This is a genomic window from Brucella sp. NBRC 12950, from assembly GCF_030268145.1.
Lineage (GTDB): Bacteria > Pseudomonadota > Alphaproteobacteria > Rhizobiales > Rhizobiaceae > Brucella.
Genome location: NZ_BSQC01000002.1, coordinates 162,384 through 187,069 on the forward strand (window position 1 = coordinate 162,384; position 24,686 = coordinate 187,069).

Genomic DNA, 24,686 nt, shown 5'->3' on the forward strand with positions numbered 1-24,686 from the left:
ATGACGAAAATTATTCTGCCATATGCTGATATCAAAATCGATGAGCAGGATTGGCGGAAAAGAAAAGCATACTCTTTCCAGCACTGATTGTGCATTTCTTACGAAATATTCTTGAGTGCTTCTGCTGCATCACCATCGATTATAAGACCGTTGACGATGCCGCTTTTAAGAAGTGCTTTAGCTGCCACGACCTTTTCTTGACCTGCAATGAGTAGGACGACTTGAATTTTCTGCAGCTCAGAAAAACCGAGGGCAATCGTACGTCGGTTCATTTCGTGGTCAATTTGATGTCCGTCCTTATCGAAGAAGATGCCGTTTGTATCACCGATTGCGCCGGCGGCCCTAAGGCTTTCGAGTTCTGCTCTGGTTAACATGTTCTGGCGACGCAACAGTGAATCTTCGGTCAACTCGCCAGCGCTGATAAAACACACAGAAGCCGTTCGTGCTATTTCCATGGCATGGGCAACAGAGCGCTGAGAAATCAAAACTTTTCGGTCCTCAGCAGAATCGGCGATAAACGGCACCGGTAGAAAAAAGCCCTGGCCGCCAGTGCGTCGTGCAAGCATATGCACAACTTCGAACGGGTTGTAAGCAGAGTTTGCTGTCAAAGATCCCATGACCGAAATGAAACGCGCTTGTGGCGATCTCACGCCTGCAAGTTGTAAAGTCATCTGCTCAATGGTTCGCCCCCAACCAGTTCCAATGGTCGCTTCCTGATTGTCTGCAAGAAAGTCTTTGAGGTAGGTCGCGGCCGCAACTCCAACGGCCCGAAAAGATACCTGCTTGCGGATTTCAGATGCCGTATCTTCGTCTGTGTCAAAGCCAAATGGCGGGGTCGAAATACAAAAATCGAGTTCATATCGCCGCATAAGCTCGTTTTCCAGAGGCAAAGTTCCAGCGTTTTGATGGTCTATCGATATGCTGACGAGACCACTTTCTCTCGCCTCTCCGAGGATTTTATTGACGCGCGCACGCGTTAAACCAAGTCTTAAGGCGGTCGCCTCCTGGTTGAATCCGCCGACGTAATAGAGCCATGCCACGCGTACCATCAGGCTGTCTTCAGATTCACTCATTGGTCCCTCACTTCAATAGCCATTCGAAAGTTACAAATGTATTTCCGTTTGACATTTGTAATTTGCCGACGCTTAATATCAATCATTCTGGCGGACAAGAGCGCGAAAGGGCGAACGGGTCAATTGGAATACGGAGCTGAAGCTTTTGCGGGATGAAAACATCTTTCTCTGGAGGAGCAGAGACCGATGGCGCGTATTGCGACAGTTCTGGAGGAAGTAGCAGGTCAGTGCGGGGCACGGCTTTTGTTCAGTCATGTGCCAAGTTCAACAAGTTGAAGCTGCGCAGTGGATACAACCACGCCGCTTCGGGGAGGAATAAATGGGATCCGGATTTATCAAGAGAACTGTTGCTGTTGCATCTATGGCCGTGCTGATGGGCACCGCTTGCGCGTCGGCGACAAATGTTGCCTGGGTGCATTCCAATGCAGCTGCGCAGTCCGAGCAACGCGCCAAGTCGGGTTTTGATGCCTGGCTAAAAGAAACCAACAAAGATTGGAATATCAGTGTGCTGGATAGCGGTGGTTCGGGTGAACGGACTGCTTCCAACATTCAGGATGCGGCGTCTCGCGGTGTCGACGCTATCATTGTAAGTATGTCTGACTTGCGCGCATCGCGTGCTGCTATCGATTCAGCTGTTGCCGCGAAAATTCCGGTCTTTGCGATAGACAGCGGACAGGTTGATGGCGTTCTGGTTGATGTCACCACCAACAATTGGGCAATGTCCGCGAGTGTGTCGCCTTATCTGCTTAATGAAATGGGCGGAAAGGGAAATCTCATCTTCTTGCGTATGGCGGAACATCACGGCACGCGTAAGCGTGGCGATGTCATGGCTACGGTCTTAAAAGAATATCCGGAAGTGAAAGTTCTCGCGGAGCACAACATCGACTACACCGCGTTCTTTGAAGACACCACCAGTTCTATGCAGGATTATGCATCGCGTTTTGGCGAAGAGATAAATGCAGTTTGGGCCCCTTGGGATGAACCAGCTCAAGCGGCAATCAATTCTCTGAATGCGGCGGGTCTGAAGAATGTCAAAGTGATCGGTATTGATGGCCATCCACAGGCAATCGAGGAAGTCTGCAAGCCGGATAGCCTTATGATTGCGACCGTTTCTCAGCCTTTCGAAAAGATGGGCGCGCAGACCGGTGAATGGATAGAAAGCATCGTCGTGAAGAAGGAAGATGCCGCAAAGGTCATTCCTTCCAAGACTGTCTACCTTGATGCACCCCTCGTTACTAAGCAAAACTGCAAGGAATTCCTCCCGAAGAAATAGCCCCCAAGCCTGCAACTGGCCGGAACGAGACCGTTCTGTGTTCCGGCCATTTTTAACGTGAGACTTTTATTAGCAGGAGTTCTTCGATGGCTGTGAGCCTTTCGCAGATCGTCATGTCCTATCCCGGAACGCTGGCACTAGATCAGGTCAGCACAGAGTTCCGCTTCAATGAGGTTCATGGGCTGATCGGGGAAAATGGTGCGGGAAAGACAACTCTTGTCAGCATTCTTGGCGGTAGTAAAAGCCCGACTTCTGGTAACATTACTATTGATGGCACTGAGGTTAAGCTGGCAAGTGCTGGTGATGCGCTTCGCAAAGGAATTGCGCATGTGTCGCAAGAAGGCAGCCTCGTTCCCGGATTGACTGGGGCGCAAAATATCCTTCTGGGCGACGAGCCAAGAATGATACTTGGCGTGATCGACAAACGAAAGCTTATAGTGCGTGCTGACGCGTTGCTTAAGCGCTGGTTTCCGCAGGTGTCTATCGATCTTGATCAGCAGGTCGATATGCTTCCGATGGCAGATCAGAAAATTATCGAAATTGTTCGGGCTCTTCGCGGAAACGTCCGATTACTTATTCTTGATGAACCAACGGCAACACTGCCTGCTCGGGAAAAAGAAAGTCTTTGGCAGATTATCAAAACTCTGCCGCACCAAGGCGTTGGCATTGTACTGATCAGCCATTTTCTCTCCGAGATCAAAGCGCTGAGTGACCGAATAACTGTGCTCCGTGATGGTCGACATATCGCAACGCTCGATGCAGAAAATTCAAGCGAAGCGCAGCTCATAGATCTTATGCTTCAGCGCACGGGCGGTAAGGGTCCTACAGAGCAGGATACCAGTCAAACACGCAATCTTGGCCCGGTGGTCATGGAAGTCAGTGACTGGCAGGCAGGTGGGGTGAGCGTTGATAATTTCGTCATCCGTTCGGGCGAGATTGTCGGGCTTATTGGTTTGACGGGGGCAGGGCATTTTGGTTTTGCACGCTCGCTTTACGCGGCAAGTGGGAAGACCGCCGGAACCTGCCGTCTTGATGGTGTGTCCATCGCCAGAATTGATGCGCGGACGATGCAAAAGAAGGGTGTGGCACTTGTGCCTGACCACCGCATGGAGAACGCACTGATCGGCGATTGGGATGTGCGCGAAAACCTTGCAATGGTCCACCCATCCTACGCGACTTTGGGCAGCACAGGTATATTGTCCATGCGCCGTGAAGCCCACGAAGCTGACCGGACGATGCAGTTGATGAACGTCAAGGCACATTCACGCAGCCAGTTTGTAAAAGACCTAAGCGGAGGCAACAAACAAAAGGTCTCGATTGGCAAGTGGCTTTATGGCGCTGACGATCATTACCGGTTGATGATTTTAATTGAACCGACAGAGGGCGTGGATATCGGTGCCAAGCGAGAGATTCATGCCCAGATGCGGAGACTTGCCAATAAAGGCATAGCCGTTCTCGTAACCTCTTCCGACCTTCTGGAAATAGCCGACGTGGCAGACCGCGTCATCCCATTCGTGAATGGCAAGCCTGGTCCACAGATTGAGCGTAGCGCATTCTCAGAAGCGAAATTTATTGCCGCGATGGCAGGAGCTACCCAATGAATGCCCGATCTTCAGCGGTCTCACCGCAATCATCACGCCATGCCCAGAGCTTTGGTAAAAAGCTCAAAGGCGAGTGGTTGTTGAAATATAGTACGCTTTTCGTGCTTTTCCTGTTGTTTGCAGGCTTTTCCTTGACTGTTGACCGCTTCCTTACGGCAAATAATCTGCTCAATATCATCCAGCAGATTTCGATGCTTACCATCGTTGGCGCAGGTCTGACATTTGGCTTTGCAGCGAGAGAAATGGACCTCTCGGTTGGCTATATGGTTGGTATGGCGGGCATTCTGGTGCCACTGATGCTAGTTGCCGGATTTCCTTTGCCAGTGGCTTTGCTTGCCGGTCTGTGCGCCGGCCTGGTGGTGGGTTCGGTCAACGCAGCACTGGTGACGCTAGTGGGGGTTCCGTCACTGATCGCCACGCTTGCTATAGGCTCCATTCTATACGGTATCAATTTTCTTATGACAGGTGGGCGAGCAATCTATGGCGGTCTTCCCGCCGGCTATCTCTGGCTTGGCCAGGGCCAGCTTTTTGGCATTCCCGTGCTTGCCTACGCCATGGTGATCGTTGTCTTCGTGGCCTGGTTCCTGATGGAGCGAACCGTTTTCGGTCGTTACATCTATGCGGTGGGGGGAAACCTCAAAGCCGCGGAGCTTTCTGGCGTGAATGGCCGCTTTTATCGTGCTGCTGCTCTTGTGGTATGCTCGATTTTTGCAGCCGTCGCAGGTGCACTTCTTGCAGCACGTTTAGGTTCCGGTCAGCCAAATGCTGGAGAACGTTATTTGCTTGATGGCCTCGCCACGGTTTTTATCGGGATGACTATGTTCCGTCCTGGTACTGCAACAATTGCTGGTACTTTCTTCGGCGCTCTTTTCATAGGCGTCATCAATAACGGCCTTAATCTGATTGGCATGGACACATACATCCAGAGCATCGTGAAGGGCCTTATCATTCTCGTGGCGGTTGCCGTTGTTTCGCGAACCACCAAACTGAAGCTCCTTTGAAGAACTGCGTTAGTTAGGCATTGAACCAAACATCATGAAAAACTTAAAACAGACAAGTCTGTCGGAGGCGCGCGTGCAAAATCCGAGTAACTCTAATCTTCTTGAACTATACCGGACGATGCGGCGAATCCGCACCTTTGAAGAGCGTGTTGGTGAATTGTTCGTACGTGGCCAGACGGCAGGTTCGATGCTTCACCTTTCCATTGGTGAAGAGGCGGCCGCTGCCGGTGTATGTGCTGCAATGCAGCCACAGGACACTTTCACGACCCATCATCGTGGTCATGGTATTTTTCTTGCCCGCGGTGCTGATCCCAAGCAGATGATGGCCGAAATCGGTGGGAAGGAAACTGGTTATTGCCATGGTAAGGGCGGTTCCATGCATATCGCCGACATGGCGCTTGGCCATCTTGGTGCTAATGCGATTGTTGGGGGCGGTATTCCATCGGTGGTTGGTGCGGGCCTATCCAGCAAATACCTCAAGAAAAACTCTGTTTCGATCGCCTTTTTTGGCGATGGAGCGATGCAGCAGGGTATCCTCTACGAGAGCATGAATATGGCAGCGCTTTGGCATCTGCCGGTTGTGTTTGTCTGCATCAACAATCAATATGGCATGGGTACGCGTGTTGATCAGGCGACCGCCAATACTGCGTTTGAACAGCGCGCGCACGCGTTTGGTCTAAACGGCGCTGTCGCTGATGGCATTGATGTTGAGGAAGTAAAAAGCGTTGCACAAGGCCTGATTGATGATGCGCGCCTTGGCAAACCAGGTTTCCTGTCAGTGACCTGCTACCGTTTCTTTGGTCATGCGCGCATGGACAAGAGCCCATATCGCGCGGAAGCGGAAGAGACCGAAGGTCGGAAGAAAGACCCGGTAAAGTTCACACGGGATCGGCTGATTTACGAAGGCTTGGCACCAGAAGCCGAACTCGACGCGATGGATAGCGGCATCACGGCGGAAATGGATGCGACGATTGATTTCTCCGTGGCATCCAAAGCGCCCCCACTCACTTCCATGTTCAGAGATGTCTATGCGGTTGGCGAACCAGAGCCAGAACCCGTCCACACCCGTATTGATCGCGTACTTTCCAGGGATGAAGCATAATGGTTGCCATGACTTACCGCGATGCGCTGCGTAAGGCGCTGGATGATGCCATGGCTGAAGACAACACCATCGTTGTGATCGGCGAAGAGGTGGGCCGTTATGGCGGTGCCTATGGAGTTACCAAAGACCTGATAGGTAAATATGGCGCTGACCGGCTTATCGATACCCCAATTTCTGAGCCAGCAATCATTGGCGCGGCTGTGGGTGCCGCAATGACCGGATTGCGCCCTGTTGCGGAACTTATGTATATTGACTTCCTTGGTATGACGATGGATCAGCTTGCCAATCAGGCTGCCAAAATCCGTTATATGTTTGGCGGCCAGATCGGCGTGCCGATGGTTCTCCGCACGCAAGGTGGTACCGGGCGTTCGGCAGGTGCGCAGCATTCGCAAAGTCTCGAAGCATGGATCATGCACACGCCGGGCTTGCGACTTGCGATGCCTGCGACTGTACAGGACGCCTATCATCTGCTGCGCCAGAGCCTCACGAAACCTGACCCGGTGGTCTTCATTGAACACAAGGCGCTTTATACCCGCAAGGAAGAGGTTAACCTTGATGCTGAGCCGCTGGAATGGGGCAAGGCAGCAGTGCGGCGTACCGGTAAGGATCTGGTGATCATCACTTATTCTCGCCAGTTGCACTACGCGATGGATGCAGCTGAAAAACTTGCGTCCAAGGGAATTGAGGTCACAGTTATCGATCTTCGTACGCTCAATCCGCTCGATTTTGACACCGTGCGCGAACACGTCGAGCGTGTCGGTAAAGCTATGGTTGTATCCGAGGGCGTGATGACTGCGGGTGTTGCAGCAGAGCTTTCTGCCCGGATCACGGAAGAGTGCTTTGATTATCTCGAACAGCCTGTCGTGCGTGTGGCAGGTGAAGACATTCCAATTTCAGTTTCGCAGGATCTGGAAGCTGGAAGCGTGCCGACAGCAGACCTGATCCGTTCAGTCGCAGAGAGAATGTTGTCATGACAGAACGTATTCTCAAAATGCCACGCCTGGGCGAAACGATGGAAGAGGGCAAAATTGTCGGCTTTCTTGTAAACCCCGGCGACAGTTTCAAACGTGGCGATTCCATAATCGAGATTGAAACAGACAAAACCGTTGCGGAGTTTCCAGCCCTTGGTGATGGTACACTTCATGAGTGGATCGGATCTATTGGAGACCATGTGGTAGTGGGAGCACCGCTGGCGCGTATCGACACAGGAGAGGGCCCTGACTGGACAGATGAAGGCGGTCAAAGCGCGACTGTTTCGGAGGAATTTGCTGGCGATTTTGTCGTAACCGAGCTCGATATGCCGCGTCTCGGTGAAACGATGGAAGAGGGGCGCATTGTCCGTTGGCTGAAGGACGCAGGCGATAGCTTCGAACGCGGCGAGGCTGTGCTGGAAATTGAGACAGACAAAACGGTTGCCGAATTTCCTGCGCTGGTCGGTGGCAAGCTCATAGAAATTCTGCGTCAGGAAGGCGATATGGTCGTCGTCGGCGACGCTATCGCTCGTATCGAGGTCGCGGCTGGCTCTGTCATCTTGAAGCCGGATGTCTCTGCAGTTCAAACCCTTGCAGCTCCAGCTGCGCCAATTGTTTCCAATGCAGCCGTTGCAAGACCGGCAGGAAGTGATCAGCGTGTGCGTGCGACACCGCTCGCTCGCAGGATAGCGCGTGAAAAAGGCATCGATATCCAGCTTCTCTCAGGAAGCGGTCGCAGGGGCCGAGTTGAGAAAGAGGACGTACTGGCTGCCTCGGGCAATGCTGTGTTAAAAGGCGACGTGCAATTTATCGAATTCGGACGGGGGCGCGTCGCCTATAGCGATCAGGGCTCCAAGGATTCGCCGACCTTTCTGCTTCTGCATGGGTTTTCGGGTGATCAAACCACATGGAATGGCATCGCTTCAGGTTTGCGCCGGGCAAATTTCCGCGTCATTGTTCCCGATCTTCCTGCACATGGTCTGACAACAATTGAAGCGGGGCAAATTGATCAGCTAAGCGATTTTCTTTCTGAGTTTCTCGATGCGTTGTCCGCCAAGAAAGTTCATGTGGTCGCTCATTCCCTTGGCGCTATTGCTGCAATAAAATTTGCACAGACTGATGCTGAAATCGTTTCGGGGCTGACGCTCATTGCGCCAGCTGGTCTGGGTTCAGAAATCGATGCAAGTTTCATCTCTGGCATGGCGAATGCCACAACAGCTGGTGAAGTGGTGCATTTGCTCAGGCGCGTTTCGGCCAAACCGGTTGAGCTTTCGTCAGAACTTGCCGCGGATATTGCGAGCACAATGAGCAAAGGCCGTCTTAAGGCGCTTGCTGACACGATCATTGGATCATCAGGCCAGCGCATCGATATCATAGCGTCACTGGATAAGCTTTCGCGATCAATGCCCGTGAGAGTTCTGGTTGGTCTTCACGACCGCATCATCCCATGGCAGCAGGTGACTTCGCTGCCGCCGTCAGTCAGCGTCCACTTCTTTGCTCAATCCGGTCACATGCCGCAATGGGATCAAACGAAGGGCGTTCTGGATCTCATCTTAAGCCACAAGGGAGGCTCCAATGACTGATTTAAAGGCAAAACTGAAAGAAGCTCAATCGCGGCTCGGAGCATTTGCCAAGGCAGCACCAGAGCTCATGTCAGGCTTCGCCAAGGTTAGCAAGACAGCGACTGCTGCTGGTAGCTTTTCCTCTGCTCAACGCGAGTTGATCGCTGTGAGTATAGCTGTCGTTAAAGGGTGCGAGGACTGCATTCTATATCATGTCGATGCTGCAATCCGCCATGGCGCTACAGAAGTGGAACTGATCGAAGCATTGGAAGTGGCCGTCGAAATGGGCGGCGGGCCAGCAGTGATGTATGCGGGCAAAGCACTCGAGGCATTTCGCAATTTAAGTTGAGTTTAGGGCATTGCATAGGTTGGAGGCGCCTTTGCATCTGCTCGGGAGGAATTGGATGGCTTATTTTCTCACTGCTGACGGCGGCACAGAAAGCATCCGCGCACGGGTTTACGATCTGTCGGGCGTGTGCCTTGCCAGTGTTGCGGTCCCATATGAAACTAAGTTTTACAGCGGTGCAAGAGCGGAACAAAATCCGGAAGACTGGTGGAGTTCCTTCGTTCAGGCCGCGTGCAAAGCGATATCAGAATCCGCGGTTGACCCGTCTGCGATCGAAGCGATAACGCTTGCCACAACAAGCTGCACGGTTGTTGCTCTCGACGCTAACGGCAAGCCTCTGCGTCCATCGATTATCTGGATGGACGTTCGCGCGACTTCAGAAGCGGCAGAGATATTGGCCACAAACGATGAAGCGCTCAAAGCCAATGGCGGTGGCCAAGGGCCCGTCTCGGCGGAGTGGATGATCCCAAAGGCACTCTGGATTGCCCGCAATGAGCCAGAGATTTTCGCGAAGGCCGAAACGATTTGCGAGTATCAGGATTTTATGACTTTGCGCCTGACCGGCGAAAAGGCTGCGAGTCTTAACAATACCTCTCTGCGCTGGCACTACTCAACAGATCGTGGTGGCTTCCCGACAACAATGCTGCAAAAACTGGGACTTGAATCCTTGTTGCATAAATGGCCATCGCGGGTGGTTGCGCCAGGCGATGTCGTCGGTACGCTTTGTGCATCGGCTGCCTCCGAACTTGGTCTCAGCAAGAAGGTGAAACTGGTTCAGGGCGGAGCTGATGCGCTGATTGGTATGATCGGTCTTGGCGTCGCGCAACCCGGTCAGCTTGCTCTGATAACCGGATCATCACATCTGCAGTTTGGTGTTTCGGACAAACCACTCCATGCCCCTGGGATTTGGGGCAGTTATCCGGATATGCTCTATCCGGGACGCTACGTGATCGAAGGTGGTCAAACATCCACCGGATCAATTATCGCATGGCTGGGCCGTATGATGAACGGCACGATGGATATGGAAGAATTGAACCGCAAGGCTGCAGCTCTTGAACCTGGCGCTGACGGACTTCTGGTGCAAGACCATTTTCAGGGAAATCGGACGCCTTATACTGATGCTCTGTCGCGTGGAGCAATCGTCGGTCTCACACTTGCTCATGAGCCGCATCATATTTTTCGGGCGATCATGGAAGGGATCAGTTTCGGTACCCGCGCTATTCTCGATGCCATGGCGGATGCGGGTTATCGCGGACAGGAAATCACCGTTGGCGGTGGGGCTAGTGCCTCTCCGCTCTGGTTGCAGATACATGCTGATACGGCTGGCTTGCCCGTTTGTGTGCCGCAGTCACGCGACGCCCCTTCGGTGGGGGCTGCGGTTCTGGCGGCCCATGGTGCTGGATATTTCGCCACCATCGATGACGGCATCGCTGCGATGGTAAAGCCGGGAACGCGCATAGAACCCCGCGCCCGCGAGGCAGCAATGTATGATGAGATTTACCAGCAGTATCGTGCTTTGTATCCAGCGCTAAAATCTGTTCGCGCTGTCTGAAATCAATTTGGGAGAGACTATTGCTCAAGGATTTTGAACTTACAGAGAAGTATGCAGTTATTACCGGTGGCGCCAAGGGAATCGGCCGAGCGATTGCGCAGTTGTTCGTTGAAGCGGGAGCAACTGTTATCATTACGGATCGTGATGAAGCGTCAGGTCAGGTGGCTGTTGCGGAGCTGAACGCACTAAGAGCTTCCTCGGCAAGTCTTTATATTTTTGACGTAACGGACAGCGAGGCAGTCGAACGCGCCGCAGAAGCTATTTTCCGCCAACATGGTTGCCCGCATATATTGGTCAACAATGCTGGGATCGTCAGAAATGCGCCAGTTGCCGAAACTAAGGAAGCTGACTGGCGGGCGGTTATCGATGTCAATTTGAATGGAGTATTCTTCTGTGCGCAGGCTTTCGGAAAGCGCATGGCTTCAGCTGGCCGTGGTGCGATCGTCAATATTTCATCGATGTGTGGTGAGATTGTTGTCTATCCACAGCCCCAGGTCGCATACAATGCAGCTAAGGCAGGCGTCAATCTCATCACCAAATCGCTTGCGGTCGAATGGGCAAAGCGGGGCGTGCGCGTAAACGCGGTAGCTCCTGGCTATACGGCGACCGAGCTCACTCTTGCTGGCCGTAGCAACGGGGAGTGGTTTTCGAATTGGTTGGCCATGACCCCGCAAGGGCGGCTCGGCGAACCCCGTGAGATCGCAAATGCTGTTTTGTTTCTCGCATCCGATGCGGCGAGTTTTGTAACCGGCACTGTGTTGACCGTTGATGGTGGCTATACGGCCCTTTAGTTTCTGGAGGATGAAATGACTGAAAAGACAAAAACAGTACTCGTTACAGGCGCCAGCCGTGGAATTGGTCGTGCGATTGCTGTTGGTATGGCCAAACGCGGCTTTAATGTAGCCATCAACGATATTGAACGCCAGAAGGATGCGCTGCAGGACGTTGCAAAAGAAATAGAAGCAGGTGGTCGCCGTGCATTAACTGTCTATGCCGATGTGAGTAACAAAGCTGACGTTGAGACGATGGTACATAAGACGGTCGAAAGTTTTGGCCGCGTTGATGCTGTCGTTAACAATGCAGGTATCCTGATTGCCAGCGATGTCGAACACCTTAAAGAAGAACATTGGGATAGTGTGCTTGATGTAAACGCAAAGGGCACATTTCTGGTCGTTCAAGCTGTGTTGCCTTTTATGAAGAAACAGAATTACGGTCGCATCGTGAATATTGCATCGATTGGCGGCAAACATGGCGCTCCGGAGCAGGCTCATTATTCGGCCTCGAAGGCTGCTGTCATGGGGTTCACACGTGTATTGGCACAAGAGGTCGGAATTTTCGGCATCACTGCGAATTGCATTTGCCCAGGCATTATTCTCACCGATATGGGTCGCGTAAATCTTGATGACATTGCGGTGCGGGAGGCATGGCAGGAAAAAACGGCCATGCGACGGATCGGTGACCCTGAAGATGTAGTAGGACCGGTTGCATTCCTCGCTTCCGATGATGCAGCATTCGTGACCGGGCAAAGCCTCAATGTTGATGGCGGGATCGTGCTGAGCTAGCGGAGCCGCTGAAAACGCTGATTAATGGCTGTCTGAGACGTAATAGTAAGGAAATCAGTGGCGATTTTTCTTCTTTGCAGCGCCATATCAGTGCAAACAAGATGACTACAAAAGCATTTACAATCGCTAGTGAAGCTCAGGATTCTGCAGCCATATGAGCCTCCTAAGGTCCTAATGAAACTTAGCGCAATTCTGTAGAATTTGACCATAAAAAAACCCCGGCCGGCAAGAAGCCGTAAACCGGGGTCTGCGCTCGGAAGGTCTGAAATTCACCAACGCAATAAAAAGATAGCATCGTTTTAAAAAGCAGAAAAGCCCCGGCTCACGGGTAATCGTTCCGAGTCGGGGCTTGCGCTTGGAGTCCCAGCAGACCTTTCTCGCGCTCAATCATCATCGCAGAAATATACTTGAAAGTAAGGGTCGATACCGTACCGAGCCCGGGTCCGACGCAAAATGAAAACCCCGGATAGCGGGGGCTAATCCGGGGTTGCGCTTCGACTGTTACTGCTCGTCTCAGCGCAAAGTCATAATCTCACAATCTCCGTAGAAGACAATAAATCACGCGCTTTTTAACGGTGTCTTAGACGTTAAATTTCAAAGGCAATTGGGCAAACCCAACAGTTTTCTCGTATATGTAATCCGCGCGTCTTTTCGGCGGGAGCGATTTCACAAGCCCATGTCAGTGGGACGGAAGCCATTCTTAAATAAGAACAGCGCTGTAGTCTGCTGGATTAACAGACTGCTTATGACAACGTGCATCTAATAAAGGATAGGACAGTTCAGACTATTATGGTGAGTAGTGGTAGTACTGCTTTCGGCCCACGGTCATTCTGACGTTTACTCTTGTGCTCGCATACGCGGAAATTGATTTTGCTTTCGTCGGTTGTTCGACCAACTTTCGAAAAATTGTCTGCAGAACTGTTTCCGCTTACCAGCGGTTGTTACGCCAATTATCCTTCGCGCTTAATAGCGGCGGCGAATAAAAAGCCCTGCGAGTACCGATATCGTGACTGTGACAGAAAGCAGAACAAAGGCAAGTGCTGCTCCGAGGGGCCAGTTTGCCTTATTCAGTATTTCTGTGACGATCATCGGAGCCATCATGCGGAACGATGGGCCGCCCAGAATTACAGGCGTGGCATAAGCATTCATCGTCAGGATGAAGGAGAGTACCGAGGCTGCAAGAAGGCCAGGCATAATTTGTGGCATACGAACGAGGATGAAGCTTTGCAATGGTGAAGCACCGAGGCTAGCTGCTGCGTAATCTATATTTTCGTCCAAACCTTCAAACACACTTTGTAACGTGAGGACTACATAGGGAAGATTGACGGCCGTTATGCCAATGAACACGGCAACTGGTGTCTGCATGATCGCTAGAGGCGTGGAGATGACGCCGACTTTCATAAGCAGAAAATTCAGAACGCCGGTCTGGCCAAAAGCGACCATCCAGCCGGCAGCGCGAACAGCGTTCGAGATAAACAGCGGTAGGATAATTGCCATAAGAAGAATGGTTTTAAGACTGCCGCTCTGTTTTGAAATCCAGTTTGCTAGCGGTAGGCTGAGTATAACGCAGACTGCGGTAACAGAGGCTGCAGAGATCTCAACAAATGAACGGCTCAGTAAAATCAATCAGGGCTCAGAATTCGGCGCAGTCGCGCAGGAAAACTCAGGCTGAACGCTCGTCAACGACACGGTCAAGAGTTTGCCAAGCAACCCTTGAAGCGCTTGCTGAGGTCGGTCATGGGCTTATTTCAACAGCCATTATTGCTCAAAAAGCAAAGGTCTCGCGTGGCGCGCTGACGCATCACTTTCCCTCGCGTAATGATCTACTGGTTGCAGCTTTGCGACAGCTTCATGAGGACTGGGAAGTCGCTGATCCCTTTGGAGCTGATGCTGATGAAACCAAGTATACGCTGCCAGAACTGACCGAAGCTCTTTGGTTGACGATCTTCTCGGATAGCCGGTACATCGCCGCAATTGAACTGATGCTGGCAGCTCGCTTAGACAATGAGCTTGGTCAACGATTAAGGGACGAGATGGGTCGTTGGGTGGATATCCGTGATTTAAGCATATCAAAACTGGTGGGTTTTTGAGCCTGACAATGAGACCGATACCTTAAAGCTTCACCTAATTCTGTCGGTGTTACGTGGTATAGCGGTGCGCCAGAGCTTTGATCCGGAAATTACAACCGGGCGCAAATTGGTTGATCTGTGGAAAAAAATGCTAAATCAAATAATGGAAGCGCCTAACTGAAATCCAGTATTTCAGAAAAGTATGACTATATATAAGTTACTAGAAAATAGTAATATATTATATTATATTTAATTTCTGATCGATGTTTTTATTTGTGCTGTTATTATTCGTCATAAGTATAAAGCGATCGGAATATGATATTTTCCTTATGGGTTGTTTATTTTAGAAATCCGGCACATATGGCAGAAGTGAAGGTTTGCCATATGTGCCGGACTTATCTCTGTTTATTGAGAGCGTGTTAAATATGTTATTATCAACGAAAGAACATCTGATAGCAGTTAAAATCGAATATAGATTTACAGAGAAAGACAATTCGTGAACACTTACTCACTTTTCTTGGAGATTTCCGCTCTGACATAAAAGTCAATGAGCATTATAAATCAATTTCCTTCCGCATGGTCTCTAGTCGTTCCATAGCAATAACGCCGTCTGTGATGTTTGGTGCGGCTGTCTCGGCACCCATGAGAGCGGGAAGGACATCAGCCAGCAACGAATGATAGCCCTTTGGATCTTCATTAGCAGCGGCGGTGAAGTTGGGTCTCCAAGTGAGGGTATCGCTCGCTTCTGAAAGCATTGCTTTCGGATCGTCTATTTTGAATGCAGGATTTCGATGCCAGCGAACATCGATGACATTATCCACTTCAATACGCTGATGATCTCCCATCAATTCGATGCGCTCGACTGGTGTTCCACGCGATTGAATCGTACCCATGGCAATGGTGCCAATAGCGCCACATTCAAAATCGATTGCTGCATGAATCAGCAGCTTGCCTGGTTCTTTTTCGACTTTTTTTGCCGTAAGTTTTCGCACAGGCGAGACGAGGTGGGAAACAAGATCCATGTAGTGGACGCAATGATGCAGAAAGAAGCCGGTGTAGTCGACATTGCCGACGAAATAGCCGGGAGCCGTCATATAGTAGCCGGTTAGCCCCAATACGTCGCCAAATTGACCCGACTTTATGATGTTGGCCGCAACTTTGTTGCCGACCGAGTAACGTTTCATGAAGCCCAGCAGTAGAGGCTTCTTCGCTTTTTCGGACGCTTTCAGAAGCTCACGTGCTCCTTCTGATGATCCTGATGGAGGCTTCTCCATGAAAACAGGAAGGCCGCGTTGCAATGCCGCTTTGCCAAAGGCAAGGTGCTGATCAGGGCCCACGGCCATACCAATGGCGTCAATACCCGGTGTGCTTAGCAACGTTTCAACATCACCTGTTAGTGTGTGCACACCAAACTGCCGCCCCGCATTTTTTAGGCGTTCGGGGTCGATATCGCAAAGAGCGGCAATTTCGACATCATAACGAACAAGCTGAGGCAGCAGCATTTGAGTTGCGTGGATACCGCAACCAATCCAACCAATTTTTAGGGTCATCGACGATATTCCGTAAGAAGGAGGTGGCTTTTCATAAACGCAGTGCTGGCGGCCAAACGATCACCTTCGTCTTCGTGCGGTGCGCGCCATTGCGCAAAAGGCACACCAAACCGATCGTCCTGACGGCGGAAAGGTTCAAGCGAAATTGGACCAGTGTAGCCAATCTCGTGTAAAGCCCGGCAAACCGATACCCAATCTGTGGCGCCTGTGCCTGGAAAGCCGCGATGGTTTTCGTTGGCTTGAAAATGCACCACGAGATCGCCTGCGAGCTTGATCGCTTCGGGGATTGAGCTTTCTTCCATATGCATATGGAATGTGTCGAGCATCAGCTTTATCGCTGGCTGATCAACTGCATCTAACAGTTCGATTGCTTGTTGGGTTGTACACAACACGTCGCTTTCAAAGCGATTGAGTGGTTCAACGGCCAGTAGTACCTCGCTGCCCTGAGCATAGTCTCCGGCGACTTGCAGGGCATGCACGCAACAATCCTTACGGCGCAGACGTTCGTCTTCTGAAACCGGTTGTGGTGGGCGACCAGCAAAGACGAGTGGATTTCCGGTCAAAGGACCTCCGACTACCTGCGCGCCAAGTGCATTCGCGCAATCGACAGTGTATTTGAGATAATCAATGCCGCATTGGTAGGCCTTGCGGTCAGCGGACGAAATATTCCGTTCAAGATTAACGCGTGCTGCAAGTACGATGCTCAAACCTGCATCATCAAGCGCTTTGCGTGTTTCCTTTAGATCAAGTTCGCCCACTTCAGGCACTAGCAGTTCAATGAAATCATATCCGTGATCGCGTATTTTATGGAAAAGCGGAAAATGTTCGGCCGTGAAAGGCCGCGCATATTGCATTGAAATCAACCCTATGGGGTTCATGATATTTCCTCGATAGCTTCAATAATTGATGGAAACAGTGTGTCAGCCTTTGACCGCACCTTGAGTGAGACCGCCTATGAGGCGCTTTTGAACGAGAAGGAACAGAATGGTTGCCGGCATTGCACCGACGACGGCACCAGCTGCCAAAAGTCCCCATTCGATCTGATATTCCCCGATTAGCGTCTGGATTGCGACGGTAACCGGACGAACATTTCTACCGCCTAGGGTGAGGGCATAGAGATATTCATTCCAAGCCGTGATGAAGATGTAGATGCCCGTTGAAATGATGCCGGGCATCATCAGAGGAATGATCACGCGTCGAAGAGCGGTAAGACGCGAACAACCATCCATCATCGCGGCTTCGTCCAGGCTTTTGGGAATGGCCGCGACATAACTCGTCAGCATCCAGACCGAGAAGGGAATAGCGACCGTAGAGTTTGCTAGAATAAGACCGAAATAGGTATCCAAAACGCCATATTTTCGCATGAGGATAAAAAGCGGGAGGATCAACAGCACAATCGGGAACATGTTGATGAGCAGAAATTGCATCATAAACAATTTGCGCCCAACAAAGCGAAACCGCGACAGCGCATAAGCCGCCGTAACGGAGACCGCGAGTCCAAGCACCACTGTACCGACCGCGATAACAAGGCTGTCGAGCATGTTTTTGTAGAATTGTGCTTTGTTAAAAAGGCGCTCGTAATTGGCGAGACTCCAGCTCGACGGTGACATTGAAACACCGCTGGCCGATAATTGCTCGGTTGGTGTGAGTGAAGTTAAGACCATCCATGCGAATGGGGCTAAGGCGAAGAGCACGATGCATGCAACCGGAAGGTCGGTCGTCAATATGCGCTTAATGGTGCTTTGACGTTTCATTTTTCGACCTCACGCATTGTGCGGGCAAGATAGAGGACAACCAGAACACCAAGCAGCAATGTAAAGGTTACAGCGATTGCTGTGCCATAGCCAAAATCCAGATTTTGCCTGGCTTTCACGAATGCATAGAGTGGCAAAGTGTAGGTTGAGTAGCCGGGGCCACCGCCCGTCATCACGAAGATCACGTCCATGGAGTTCGCCACCCAGATCACGCGGAGTAGACCTGCTGTTGCAAGAACTGGCGCTATGCCGGGCAGTGTCACATTTACAAACTGGCGCCAGGGCGAAGCTCCATCTATGGAAGCTGCCTCATATTGGCTTTTGGGAATGCCCTGCAAACCCGCGAGAATCATGATTGCAAAGAATGGGAAGCCCTGCCATGTCAGCGTCGCGATGATTGCATAAAGTGCGATGTTTGGATCGGCCAGCCACGGAACTGCATGACTTACAATTGACAGATTGAGCAATATGTCGTTGAGAACGCCTGTATTGGGGTCGTAAATCCAGCGCCACATCAGCGCTATAACCACACTCGGCAGCGCCCATGGTATAATGACCAGTGCTCGGGCCAAACCGCGCCAAGGAAACTCCCTGTTGAGCAAGAGGGCGGTTATAAGCCCAAGCCCCATCTGGAGTGGCACAGTCAGACCTATCCAGATACACGTGTTCCAGAACGCGGCCCAGAATACGGGGTCCTGTAACAACTTGATATAGTTGCCGATGCCAACAAATGCCGTTGCTTTGGGTTTGAACAACACCAGATCGTAGAAGCTTGTCCAGACCGCCTGCATCATTGGCAAAAATACGATAGCCAGCGTGACAATTACAGCAGGGCTCAGCAACCAGTAAGGCAGCAGTTTTTTGCTCCGGCGTCGGAGGCGGGCTGGTGATTGGGAGACAGAAGGTAACGCGGACATAGGCTATCTATCCAGACTGAGGAATGGATTGGCTTGCGACGACGTTCTATAAGGAGAGGTATGGTGGCTTTTGTGGATGCCACCATGAAGGTCCCATACGTCGGAGGCTTAGTTCTGGAATAGGCTTTCCAGTTCCTGCATCATCTGCTCAGATGTGATTTGGCCTGCAAGTGCACGTTGCATGGCAGTTTGCCACGCGGTATTCACGAATTCTGATGTACCTTCATTTTGTGGGAGCACATGTGCAAAGGGCAGGGAATCGACTGTCGCATCAACAAAGCGACGATCATGCAGTTTCCAGTCTTTTGAGCCGCTTTTTGTGACTGTCATCTGGCCGGTTGCGCTGTTGAAGGAGACGTTGTTTTCACCCTCTGCGAGGAAGGAAATCCATTTCCATGCAGCATCTTTCACTTCGGAAGACGAGAAAATCGCAAGCGATTCATCACCATAAGATGTCCAGCGGCTGCCGCCGCATTCAGGAACGGGAACTGCTGATACCTTATCGCCAAGTGCTGCCACGAGATCCTTAGACGAGCCAATATGGTGGATCGTCATTGCAGTCTTACCGGTTTTGAATGCTGAAATGATCTCCTGAAACCCATCGTTTGGTGCTGATGGAGGAATGACTTTGTCCTTCTGGAAAAGATCGATCGCCCATTGATTGGCCGCAACAGCTGACGGCGTTGTCAAGCCGCCTGGCTTGATTTCGCCGCCTTGTGAAAGAACGAATGCGCCCCACTGGTCCCATCCACCCTTACCGCCGCGCAGGCCAAAGCCATAGCGTTTTGGTGCGTCGGTAAGCTTGATTGCAGCATTGCGGAAATCGTCACAGGTTTTAGGGGCCTCAAGGCCTGCCTCCTTGAAAAGATCGGCACGATAATAGAGATACAGAACGACATACTGAATTGGCAGGTAATATTGGTTGCCATCAGCTGCTTTGTTTAGCTCCAGCAAATTATCGAGCAGGTCATCTTTGCCTGCCCAGCCATTGATCCGGTCGCCGAGCGGTTCAAGGGCTTCCATTTCCGTTAATCGTGGTTGTGCAAACAGCTTCACCATCGCAGCGTCTGGTGCGCTGCCACCAATGATCGAAGTGTAGAGATTATCGTAATAGCTGTTCCATGGAATGTTCTCTGCTTCGATTTTAATGTCCGGATTGGCTTTTTCAAATTTGGCGACCAGTTCCGACATCGGATTTTCCGGATTGTCGAAGTGGTACCAGAAGCGTACCGTTTCAGCAGACTGCGCGGAAAATGTGAGCGCAACCGTAAATGCTGCACCGAGCATAAGAGATTTCAACATGTCAACTCCTCCCAGTTGTTTACGAAGGCCTCTTGTTCAGGCCATTCGGCTTAATGCCTTCGCCGCGTCCTCCAACGCCGCTTCAGCTGCCGTCAGTTCATTCGTGTATTGAAGAAAGCCGTGTACGACGCCTTCTGTGATAACTAATTCGTCCTTGCGACCAATCTTTGAAAGCCGCTCGTGCAGCAAAATCGTATCGGAAAGCAGGGGGTCAATGCCTGCTGCTGTCAGATATAGCGGGGGCATTTTTTTGAGTGTTCCATCGCTGGCGTGAAGCGGGCAGGCGAGTGCATTTGAAGCGATGTTCTGTCCACTCGCATACCAGTTCCAGTAACGCTTCATTCTGTCGGTGGTCAGTCCGGGGCCATTGATGAAAGCCTGATATGACGGAGTTTCAAAATCCATGGCATAGTTGCCATAAAATAGCAGAGCGCCTTTTGGCAGCAATTGGCTATTTTCTGCCTCATGCAACATCGCTGAGAGAGCAAGATTTGCGCCGGCAGAATCGCCAGCGATATAGACGGGGTCGTCCAGTCCTTCCAACCGTCCATCAACCAATGCCCGCATAGTGCCGATGACATCGTTTAGGCCTGCGGGAAAAGGGTTTTCCGGTGCTAGACGGTAATCGGGTAGAACCACAGTTAAGCTGGTCTTTTCGGCAAGCACCCGTGCGCACCGCTCATGCGTTTTAGGGCTGCAAAACGCAAAGCCGCCACCATGAACGAAAAGAATGATGCCGCGTTTTTTGTTGATCGGTTCCAGAACAAGGAGTGGTGTTTGCTGCGAGCCAATACTCGGGTTTGCGTCAATTTGCATTGAACGCACATTCTGCATTTCAGGAAGATTGATATTCCAGCGCTGATTGTTCTTTTCTGCAAGCGCCCGCCCGGCTGCCGGTAGAAGCGTCGTTGGATCGGGTAAGCCTGCAAACTCAACGGTAATTTTTTCGAGAAGAGCCTGCATTTCTGCTTGTAAATCATGGTTGATACAGCGCGACATCAGCTGCGACCTTCTTCGGGGAATACCGCGGGTCCGAAATCGACGATGGTTGCAATGTGATGTCGCATAGCTGTTTGCGCAGCCTCAAGGTCAGCAGCTTCTATGGCATCAATGATTGAGCAATGACGCAGCGCGGTACCACGCAAGTCGCGTGCGCTGCGGCTTTGTGAAATTTTGAAGCGATGATTATGTACAAGGCAACGATGTAAAATAGGATTCAGCGCCGGCAGGTCAGCTTCGTCGAAGATACGCCTGTGAAAGTCGCGATCTATTGCAGCAAGACGATATTCATCTTCGTCATCGGCTGCTTGCAGCATCCCTTCGAGCATGCTCTTGAGATCATCAGTTAGTTTCATGGTCCGTCGCATCATCACGCGAGGGATCCCGTTGCATTCAATGGAGTTGCGCAGACGAAACATTTCAACAGCTTCATCTGGTGTGCATAGAGACACTTGAGTACCCCTATGACCCTGTCTCAGCACGAGCCCTTCTTCCTGCAATTGAAGGAGAGCTTCACGAACTGGCCCCTGGCTGCACTGAAAATGCGCTGCGATTTCCAGTTCGGTCAAATTGGCGCCCGCAGGTAATGTACCGAGCATGATGTCTCGCTTTAGCGCCTCAAATACGGCTGCTGCCTTTGGAGGTTTGCTCTGAACGAGTTTGGATGAAAAATATGCCACGCCGCTGCCTGAGCCTTCTTGCTTAACACGTCAATTATCATTATTGATAATAATATCGATAATTGACGTCAAGCGAAAACTCTGGGAGGAGAATGCATGATCGCCATCGCATTGGAGCGTATCCAAAAGACCTATGGCAACCATAAAGTTATCCATGCTCTGGACTTTCGGATCGAGAGCGGGGAGTTTGTCGTTTTGGTCGGTCCTTCCGGTTGCGGAAAATCAACCTTGCTCAGAATGATCGCGGGTCTGGAGGATATATCTGGCGGTGAGTTGAAATTTGGCGATGCTGTCGTCAATGAGCTGTCGCCTTCAGAGCGTAACATCGCGATGGTTTTTCAGGACTACGCGCTCTATCCGCACATGAGTGTGGAGGAGAATATGGCTTTTGGGCTAAAGATGCGTGGATCGAATGACAATGATGTGCAGTCACGCATTGGCGCTGTCGCCGAGACGCTAAAGATTGGTGAGTTTCTCGAACGACGTCCAGCCCAACTTTCAGGTGGTCAACGTCAGCGCGTCGCGATGGGTCGCGCAATTGTCCGCGAACCCAATGCATTTTTGTTTGATGAGCCACTGTCTAATCTTGATGCAGCTTTGCGGGTCGAGATGCGGTTGGAAATTGCAAAACTGCACCGCAAGATCAAGGCGACTACGGTTTATGTTACGCATGATCAGGTTGAAGCTATGACTCTCGCTGATCGTATTGTGGTTATGAACAAGGGTAATGTCGAACAGATTGGCAAGCCGCTTGATATTTATCGCAAGCCCGCCAGTCTTTTTGTTGCACAGTTTATTGGCAGTCCGACGATGAATGCACTTCCTGCCGAGGTTGGACAAATCGGTGGAAAAACGCTGACGCTCTCCTGCATGGGTACAGATATACCACTCAATTCTAATGCAGCACCGCTTAGTGTTCAGGATCGTATCGTGCTCGGTGTTCGGCCTGAAGATCTAGCCGTCTGTTCGGAACAGGAAGCATGGTTTAGCGGTGAACTTGCAGTGGTTGAACGATTGGGCAGTCAGATGTTTGGTTATATCGAGATTGGCCAACCTAAAATGCTGACTGTCGAGTTTCCCCGCGACAGTGAGGTCGAACTCGGACATCAAATACACATCAAAGGAGATGAAAGCCGTGTTCATCTGTTTGATAGCAAATCAGGTAGAAGAATTTGAGCACCGGCGCTGGTGTATCACTCATGAAAAGCGAAGTGATTGGTACATTTGGCAAAATGCGTCTTGTATCTTAATTGCAATCTGTCACGACCGCTCTCAGGCAGGCGCGGCGCGAGGGCACCGGCCGCCCTCTCGTGATTTTGTTGCGCCATAAGGTGGCGACGACGACACCGAAACAGGAAATGTCTCGCTCCAGGCGAACCATTCGCGGGACGAAGGTTGAGTCCATTGCACCAGAGTTTACCCGGCGCAACAATCCGACGAGACGGGCCTTCTGAAAGACATTTGAGAGGCGTATGTGGGTTGCGCCGTACCATCATATATTCTTAATGTCTGACGCGCTTGCCTTCGTCCGAGGGTGGATCACCAGTTCGAGCTTTAGAGCAGACCACCCAGCCATCAGGGTACGCGGCTGGCAGCTTGCTCCCCTGCCTGAAGGCGAGAGATCATGCCCTGGCGCATATGGAACAGATCACCGAGAGCCCCTGGAGTGAGGCTGGATTGCCTGCGAGCGCGACGGATGATGGCACCTAACTGTCTTTCTGTACGGGCGATGGAATCGGTCATGTGCGCCTCCTGCTTGAATATGAGGCAATATAAGACTTCGCTATACAAGTTCGCGTCTATTAGCGGGTGGTCCTGGCGGGTCGGGTTAGCGTGAGTGTTTCGGCAAAAAACCCCGGCAGCACGGGCTTGCCGAGGTTCTGCGCTAAGACTGATTCGCATTTATCTCACCGCACCACTATGATACTCGAGCTCTTGTTAGATAGGAACGGCGTCTAACGAAAAGTTTAACGCGGTGAAGCGCACGGGGTTGAAAGTTTTCGGGTTTGGGACGGCGCTAATTGATCATCGCATAATGTCTATAAAAGAAGAGAAATCGAGCGCGATGTAACGACGTTCTCAACGCTACCTTTTAAGGTCAATCAGATGGAAAAGAAGACGTTCTCCGGGGAAGGGCGGCACCTTTTGGTGGGCTTCCTCCGCAGGCAGAGGTTAGTTGCAGGAGAGCCATTTTTTAATAATGCGCAGCGCCGTAATCTGTCGGATAAGCGGATCGCATGTCCTTGCGAATGTCATTTATGAAACAGGCGGCACGATGCTGCCGATTGTTGAGAATCTGAGTTGCTCGCTGACGGTAAGCAGGAATGTCGGTGGTATGGTGTCGAGTGGCGCTGCCATTTCATCGTCCGAACCAGTTGCAATTGATCCACGCGTCAATCAAATCAGCCAGCGTCAGTTTTTCAAAAATTGGCAATGCTGGCAATAAATCCGAAGAATGAGGTTAAAGCAGCATCGCAGGATAGGGCTATACCGGCCGCATTGCAGTCTTGCGTACAATTTTTGCAGTTCTTGCGCAGGATTCGCATTCTGTTTAGCCGAACAGAGTTACAGCACAAAGATTCTTGGAAGGCCGCCGATGAGCTATAAAATAAGCTTTCTTGATTTTAATTACTTCAGCATAATACGTAGAAGCGCTTCGGCAACCGAGTGTCGGTATCTGATATAGAACCGCGGAATTCCATATGTGTCATCATCAGGCTTGGCACTCTTACTGACGGTTGTAAAAGCGCTTTCATAACCAGCATCGCGCACCATGTCGCGATGCCGCTGATTGTTCCCGCCATACGGATAACAAAAACTTGGTACGGACCAACCAAGCATATCCTCCAACATACTTTTAGATTGAGTGATTTGGCGGCGAGCCTCATGATCGTCAGTATCGGGTAACAGGACATGGTCAAGCGTATGAGCGCCCACTTCATGGCCCAGCGCGTGCCATTCTCGCATTTGTGACAGGCTCATGCAGGGGGTGTCCGGTAACCCCTCCTTTTGATCCCACACATTGCTTCCGCCAATCTGATTGGCTACGAAATAATTTGTGGCGGTGAATCCACAATCCGCGAGGACAGGTGCAGCGTTTTCGAATGTGTTCCGAAAACCATCATCAAACGTAATCACCACGACCTTGCCTTGCTTTTCTCCACGCAAGTATGGCCAAGCATCACGAACGGAAAGCCCTTTATAGCCTAAATATTTCAGGGATCGCATTTGCCGACGAAAACTATCGGGGTGAACAAATAGTCCTTGGTAAGGCACATTTCTTTGAGGCAAAGCAGCTATTTGGTGATAGAGAAGCACGGGAACGGCCATAGAACCTCAATTGCATAAAATTTTGATGCGCGACACGAAGGT

General features: G+C 51.1%; 24 protein-coding genes. 13 read left to right on the plus strand and 11 right to left on the minus strand.

Features of this window, described 5'->3' with window-relative positions; genetic code table 11:
* Nucleotides 1-98: 98 nt before the first annotated feature.
* On the minus strand, nt 99-1,073 hold the full coding sequence (locus tag QSJ70_RS03705) for a sugar-binding transcriptional regulator (protein ID WP_215777217.1): 975 nt from the start codon (nt 1,071-1,073) through the stop codon (nt 99-101).
* A gap of 319 nt (nt 1,074-1,392) precedes the next feature.
* On the opposite strand from QSJ70_RS03705, the gene QSJ70_RS03710 reads away from it, so the two are divergent.
* The 10 genes from QSJ70_RS03710 to QSJ70_RS03755 all read left to right on the plus strand — a co-directional run bounded on the left by QSJ70_RS03710 (nt 1,393) and on the right by QSJ70_RS03755 (nt 12,043).
* Nucleotides 1,393-2,346 (plus strand): sugar ABC transporter substrate-binding protein, encoded by a 954-nt coding sequence (locus QSJ70_RS03710; protein WP_285534849.1) that lies wholly within the window; start codon nt 1,393-1,395, stop codon nt 2,344-2,346.
* 86 nt (nt 2,347-2,432) lie between these two features.
* A complete protein-coding gene (locus tag QSJ70_RS03715; protein WP_285534850.1) occupies nt 2,433-3,947 on the plus strand; it encodes a sugar ABC transporter ATP-binding protein in 1,515 nt (504 codons plus the stop codon).
* On the plus strand, nt 3,944-4,948 hold the full coding sequence (locus QSJ70_RS03720) for an ABC transporter permease (RefSeq protein ID WP_285534851.1): 1,005 nt from the start codon (nt 3,944-3,946) through the stop codon (nt 4,946-4,948). Before QSJ70_RS03715 ends, QSJ70_RS03720 begins: the two co-directional genes overlap by 4 nt.
* 34 nt (nt 4,949-4,982) lie before the next feature.
* A complete protein-coding gene (locus QSJ70_RS03725; protein ID WP_215777208.1) occupies nt 4,983-6,050 on the plus strand; it encodes a thiamine pyrophosphate-dependent dehydrogenase E1 component subunit alpha in 1,068 nt (355 codons plus the stop codon).
* Nucleotides 6,050-7,024 carry an alpha-ketoacid dehydrogenase subunit beta gene (locus QSJ70_RS03730; protein ID WP_215777206.1) on the plus strand — a complete coding sequence of 325 codons (975 nt, stop codon included), beginning with the start codon at nt 6,050-6,052 and terminating at the stop codon, nt 7,022-7,024. The genes QSJ70_RS03725 and QSJ70_RS03730 overlap by 1 nt, the downstream gene beginning before the upstream one ends.
* Nucleotides 7,021-8,604 (plus strand): acetoin dehydrogenase dihydrolipoyllysine-residue acetyltransferase subunit, encoded by a 1,584-nt coding sequence (locus QSJ70_RS03735; protein ID WP_285534853.1) that lies wholly within the window; start codon nt 7,021-7,023, stop codon nt 8,602-8,604. The genes QSJ70_RS03730 and QSJ70_RS03735 overlap by 4 nt, the downstream gene beginning before the upstream one ends.
* A complete protein-coding gene (locus tag QSJ70_RS03740) occupies nt 8,597-8,932 on the plus strand; it encodes a carboxymuconolactone decarboxylase family protein (protein WP_285534854.1) in 336 nt (111 codons plus the stop codon). Before QSJ70_RS03735 ends, QSJ70_RS03740 begins: the two co-directional genes overlap by 8 nt.
* A 55-nt stretch (nt 8,933-8,987) precedes the next feature.
* Nucleotides 8,988-10,481, plus strand: a complete 1,494-nt coding sequence (locus QSJ70_RS03745) for an FGGY-family carbohydrate kinase (protein ID WP_215777199.1) — start codon at nt 8,988-8,990, stop codon at nt 10,479-10,481.
* A 20-nt stretch (nt 10,482-10,501) separates the two neighbouring features.
* A complete protein-coding gene (locus QSJ70_RS03750) occupies nt 10,502-11,272 on the plus strand; it encodes an SDR family NAD(P)-dependent oxidoreductase (protein WP_215777197.1) in 771 nt (256 codons plus the stop codon).
* A gap of 15 nt (nt 11,273-11,287) precedes the next feature.
* On the plus strand, nt 11,288-12,043 hold the full coding sequence (locus tag QSJ70_RS03755; protein WP_215777195.1) for an SDR family NAD(P)-dependent oxidoreductase: 756 nt from the start codon (nt 11,288-11,290) through the stop codon (nt 12,041-12,043).
* Between the two features lie 963 nt (nt 12,044-13,006).
* Here QSJ70_RS03755 and QSJ70_RS03760 read toward each other — a convergent pair.
* Nucleotides 13,007-13,669 carry an ABC transporter permease gene (locus tag QSJ70_RS03760; RefSeq protein WP_285534857.1) on the minus strand — a complete coding sequence of 221 codons (663 nt, stop codon included), beginning with the start codon at nt 13,667-13,669 and terminating at the stop codon, nt 13,007-13,009.
* Between QSJ70_RS03760 and QSJ70_RS03765 the strand changes: the two genes are divergently transcribed.
* Nucleotides 13,648-14,133 carry a TetR/AcrR family transcriptional regulator gene (locus tag QSJ70_RS03765; protein WP_285534859.1) on the plus strand — a complete coding sequence of 162 codons (486 nt, stop codon included), beginning with the start codon at nt 13,648-13,650 and terminating at the stop codon, nt 14,131-14,133. The two genes, QSJ70_RS03760 and QSJ70_RS03765, sit on opposite strands and share 22 nt — an antisense overlap.
* A gap of 533 nt (nt 14,134-14,666) precedes the next feature.
* Here QSJ70_RS03765 and QSJ70_RS03770 read toward each other — a convergent pair.
* The 7 genes from QSJ70_RS03770 to QSJ70_RS03800 all read right to left on the minus strand — a co-directional run bounded on the left by QSJ70_RS03770 (nt 14,667) and on the right by QSJ70_RS03800 (nt 21,314).
* Nucleotides 14,667-15,662, minus strand: a complete 996-nt coding sequence (locus tag QSJ70_RS03770; RefSeq protein WP_285534860.1) for a Gfo/Idh/MocA family protein — start codon at nt 15,660-15,662, stop codon at nt 14,667-14,669.
* On the minus strand, nt 15,659-16,540 hold the full coding sequence (locus tag QSJ70_RS03775) for a sugar phosphate isomerase/epimerase family protein (protein ID WP_285534862.1): 882 nt from the start codon (nt 16,538-16,540) through the stop codon (nt 15,659-15,661). Before QSJ70_RS03775 ends, QSJ70_RS03770 begins: the two co-directional genes overlap by 4 nt.
* A 42-nt stretch (nt 16,541-16,582) precedes the next feature.
* Nucleotides 16,583-17,416 (minus strand): carbohydrate ABC transporter permease, encoded by an 834-nt coding sequence (locus QSJ70_RS03780; protein ID WP_215777186.1) that lies wholly within the window; start codon nt 17,414-17,416, stop codon nt 16,583-16,585.
* Entirely contained in the window at nt 17,413-18,333 is a 921-nt protein-coding gene (locus QSJ70_RS03785) for a carbohydrate ABC transporter permease (protein WP_215777184.1), read from the minus strand. Before QSJ70_RS03785 ends, QSJ70_RS03780 begins: the two co-directional genes overlap by 4 nt.
* Before the next feature lie 108 nt (nt 18,334-18,441).
* Nucleotides 18,442-19,635, minus strand: coding sequence for an ABC transporter substrate-binding protein (locus QSJ70_RS03790; protein ID WP_285534864.1), 1,194 nt, complete (start codon nt 19,633-19,635; stop codon nt 18,442-18,444).
* A gap of 36 nt (nt 19,636-19,671) precedes the next feature.
* Nucleotides 19,672-20,634, minus strand: a complete 963-nt coding sequence (locus QSJ70_RS03795) for an alpha/beta hydrolase (protein ID WP_215777180.1) — start codon at nt 20,632-20,634, stop codon at nt 19,672-19,674.
* A complete protein-coding gene (locus tag QSJ70_RS03800) occupies nt 20,634-21,314 on the minus strand; it encodes a GntR family transcriptional regulator (RefSeq protein ID WP_285534868.1) in 681 nt (226 codons plus the stop codon). The genes QSJ70_RS03795 and QSJ70_RS03800 overlap by 1 nt, the downstream gene beginning before the upstream one ends.
* A gap of 96 nt (nt 21,315-21,410) precedes the next feature.
* Between QSJ70_RS03800 and QSJ70_RS03805 the strand changes: the two genes are divergently transcribed.
* A complete protein-coding gene (locus QSJ70_RS03805; RefSeq protein ID WP_285534870.1) occupies nt 21,411-22,490 on the plus strand; it encodes an ABC transporter ATP-binding protein in 1,080 nt (359 codons plus the stop codon).
* Between the two features lie 399 nt (nt 22,491-22,889).
* Here QSJ70_RS03805 and QSJ70_RS03810 read toward each other — a convergent pair whose 3' ends face one another.
* Nucleotides 22,890-23,057 carry a hypothetical protein gene (locus tag QSJ70_RS03810; protein ID WP_352230984.1) on the minus strand — a complete coding sequence of 56 codons (168 nt, stop codon included), beginning with the start codon at nt 23,055-23,057 and terminating at the stop codon, nt 22,890-22,892.
* A gap of 457 nt (nt 23,058-23,514) precedes the next feature.
* Here QSJ70_RS03810 and QSJ70_RS03815 point away from each other — a divergent pair, with 457 nt between their 5' ends.
* Nucleotides 23,515-23,760, plus strand: a complete 246-nt coding sequence (locus tag QSJ70_RS03815; RefSeq protein WP_285534871.1) for a hypothetical protein — start codon at nt 23,515-23,517, stop codon at nt 23,758-23,760.
* 182 nt (nt 23,761-23,942) lie between these two features.
* On the opposite strand, the gene QSJ70_RS03820 is transcribed toward QSJ70_RS03815, so the two are convergent.
* Nucleotides 23,943-24,644 carry a polysaccharide deacetylase family protein gene (locus QSJ70_RS03820; RefSeq protein WP_215777172.1) on the minus strand — a complete coding sequence of 234 codons (702 nt, stop codon included), beginning with the start codon at nt 24,642-24,644 and terminating at the stop codon, nt 23,943-23,945.
* Nucleotides 24,645-24,686: the final 42 nt, after the last annotated feature.

Coding starts and splice junctions, on each gene's coding strand:
- QSJ70_RS03705 (WP_215777217.1), bottom strand. CDS start 1,073: ATGAGTGAATCTGAAGACAGCCTGATGGTACGCGTGGCATGGCTCTAT.
- QSJ70_RS03710 (WP_285534849.1), top strand. CDS start 1,393: ATGGGATCCGGATTTATCAAGAGAACTGTTGCTGTTGCATCTATGGCC.
- QSJ70_RS03715 (WP_285534850.1), top strand. CDS start 2,433: ATGGCTGTGAGCCTTTCGCAGATCGTCATGTCCTATCCCGGAACGCTG.
- QSJ70_RS03720 (WP_285534851.1), top strand. CDS start 3,944: ATGAATGCCCGATCTTCAGCGGTCTCACCGCAATCATCACGCCATGCC.
- QSJ70_RS03725 (WP_215777208.1), top strand. CDS start 4,983: ATGAAAAACTTAAAACAGACAAGTCTGTCGGAGGCGCGCGTGCAAAAT.
- QSJ70_RS03730 (WP_215777206.1), top strand. CDS start 6,050: ATGGTTGCCATGACTTACCGCGATGCGCTGCGTAAGGCGCTGGATGAT.
- QSJ70_RS03735 (WP_285534853.1), top strand. CDS start 7,021: ATGACAGAACGTATTCTCAAAATGCCACGCCTGGGCGAAACGATGGAA.
- QSJ70_RS03740 (WP_285534854.1), top strand. CDS start 8,597: ATGACTGATTTAAAGGCAAAACTGAAAGAAGCTCAATCGCGGCTCGGA.
- QSJ70_RS03745 (WP_215777199.1), top strand. CDS start 8,988: ATGGCTTATTTTCTCACTGCTGACGGCGGCACAGAAAGCATCCGCGCA.
- QSJ70_RS03755 (WP_215777195.1), top strand. CDS start 11,288: ATGACTGAAAAGACAAAAACAGTACTCGTTACAGGCGCCAGCCGTGGA.
- QSJ70_RS03765 (WP_285534859.1), top strand. CDS start 13,648: ATGAACGGCTCAGTAAAATCAATCAGGGCTCAGAATTCGGCGCAGTCG.
- QSJ70_RS03770 (WP_285534860.1), bottom strand. CDS start 15,662: ATGACCCTAAAAATTGGTTGGATTGGTTGCGGTATCCACGCAACTCAA.
- QSJ70_RS03775 (WP_285534862.1), bottom strand. CDS start 16,540: ATGAACCCCATAGGGTTGATTTCAATGCAATATGCGCGGCCTTTCACG.
- QSJ70_RS03780 (WP_215777186.1), bottom strand. CDS start 17,416: ATGAAACGTCAAAGCACCATTAAGCGCATATTGACGACCGACCTTCCG.
- QSJ70_RS03785 (WP_215777184.1), bottom strand. CDS start 18,333: ATGTCCGCGTTACCTTCTGTCTCCCAATCACCAGCCCGCCTCCGACGC.
- QSJ70_RS03790 (WP_285534864.1), bottom strand. CDS start 19,635: ATGTTGAAATCTCTTATGCTCGGTGCAGCATTTACGGTTGCGCTCACA.
- QSJ70_RS03795 (WP_215777180.1), bottom strand. CDS start 20,634: ATGTCGCGCTGTATCAACCATGATTTACAAGCAGAAATGCAGGCTCTT.
- QSJ70_RS03805 (WP_285534870.1), top strand. CDS start 21,411: ATGATCGCCATCGCATTGGAGCGTATCCAAAAGACCTATGGCAACCAT.
- QSJ70_RS03810 (WP_352230984.1), bottom strand. CDS start 23,057: ATGACCGATTCCATCGCCCGTACAGAAAGACAGTTAGGTGCCATCATC.
- QSJ70_RS03815 (WP_285534871.1), top strand. CDS start 23,515: ATGCGCAGCGCCGTAATCTGTCGGATAAGCGGATCGCATGTCCTTGCG.
- QSJ70_RS03820 (WP_215777172.1), bottom strand. CDS start 24,644: ATGGCCGTTCCCGTGCTTCTCTATCACCAAATAGCTGCTTTGCCTCAA.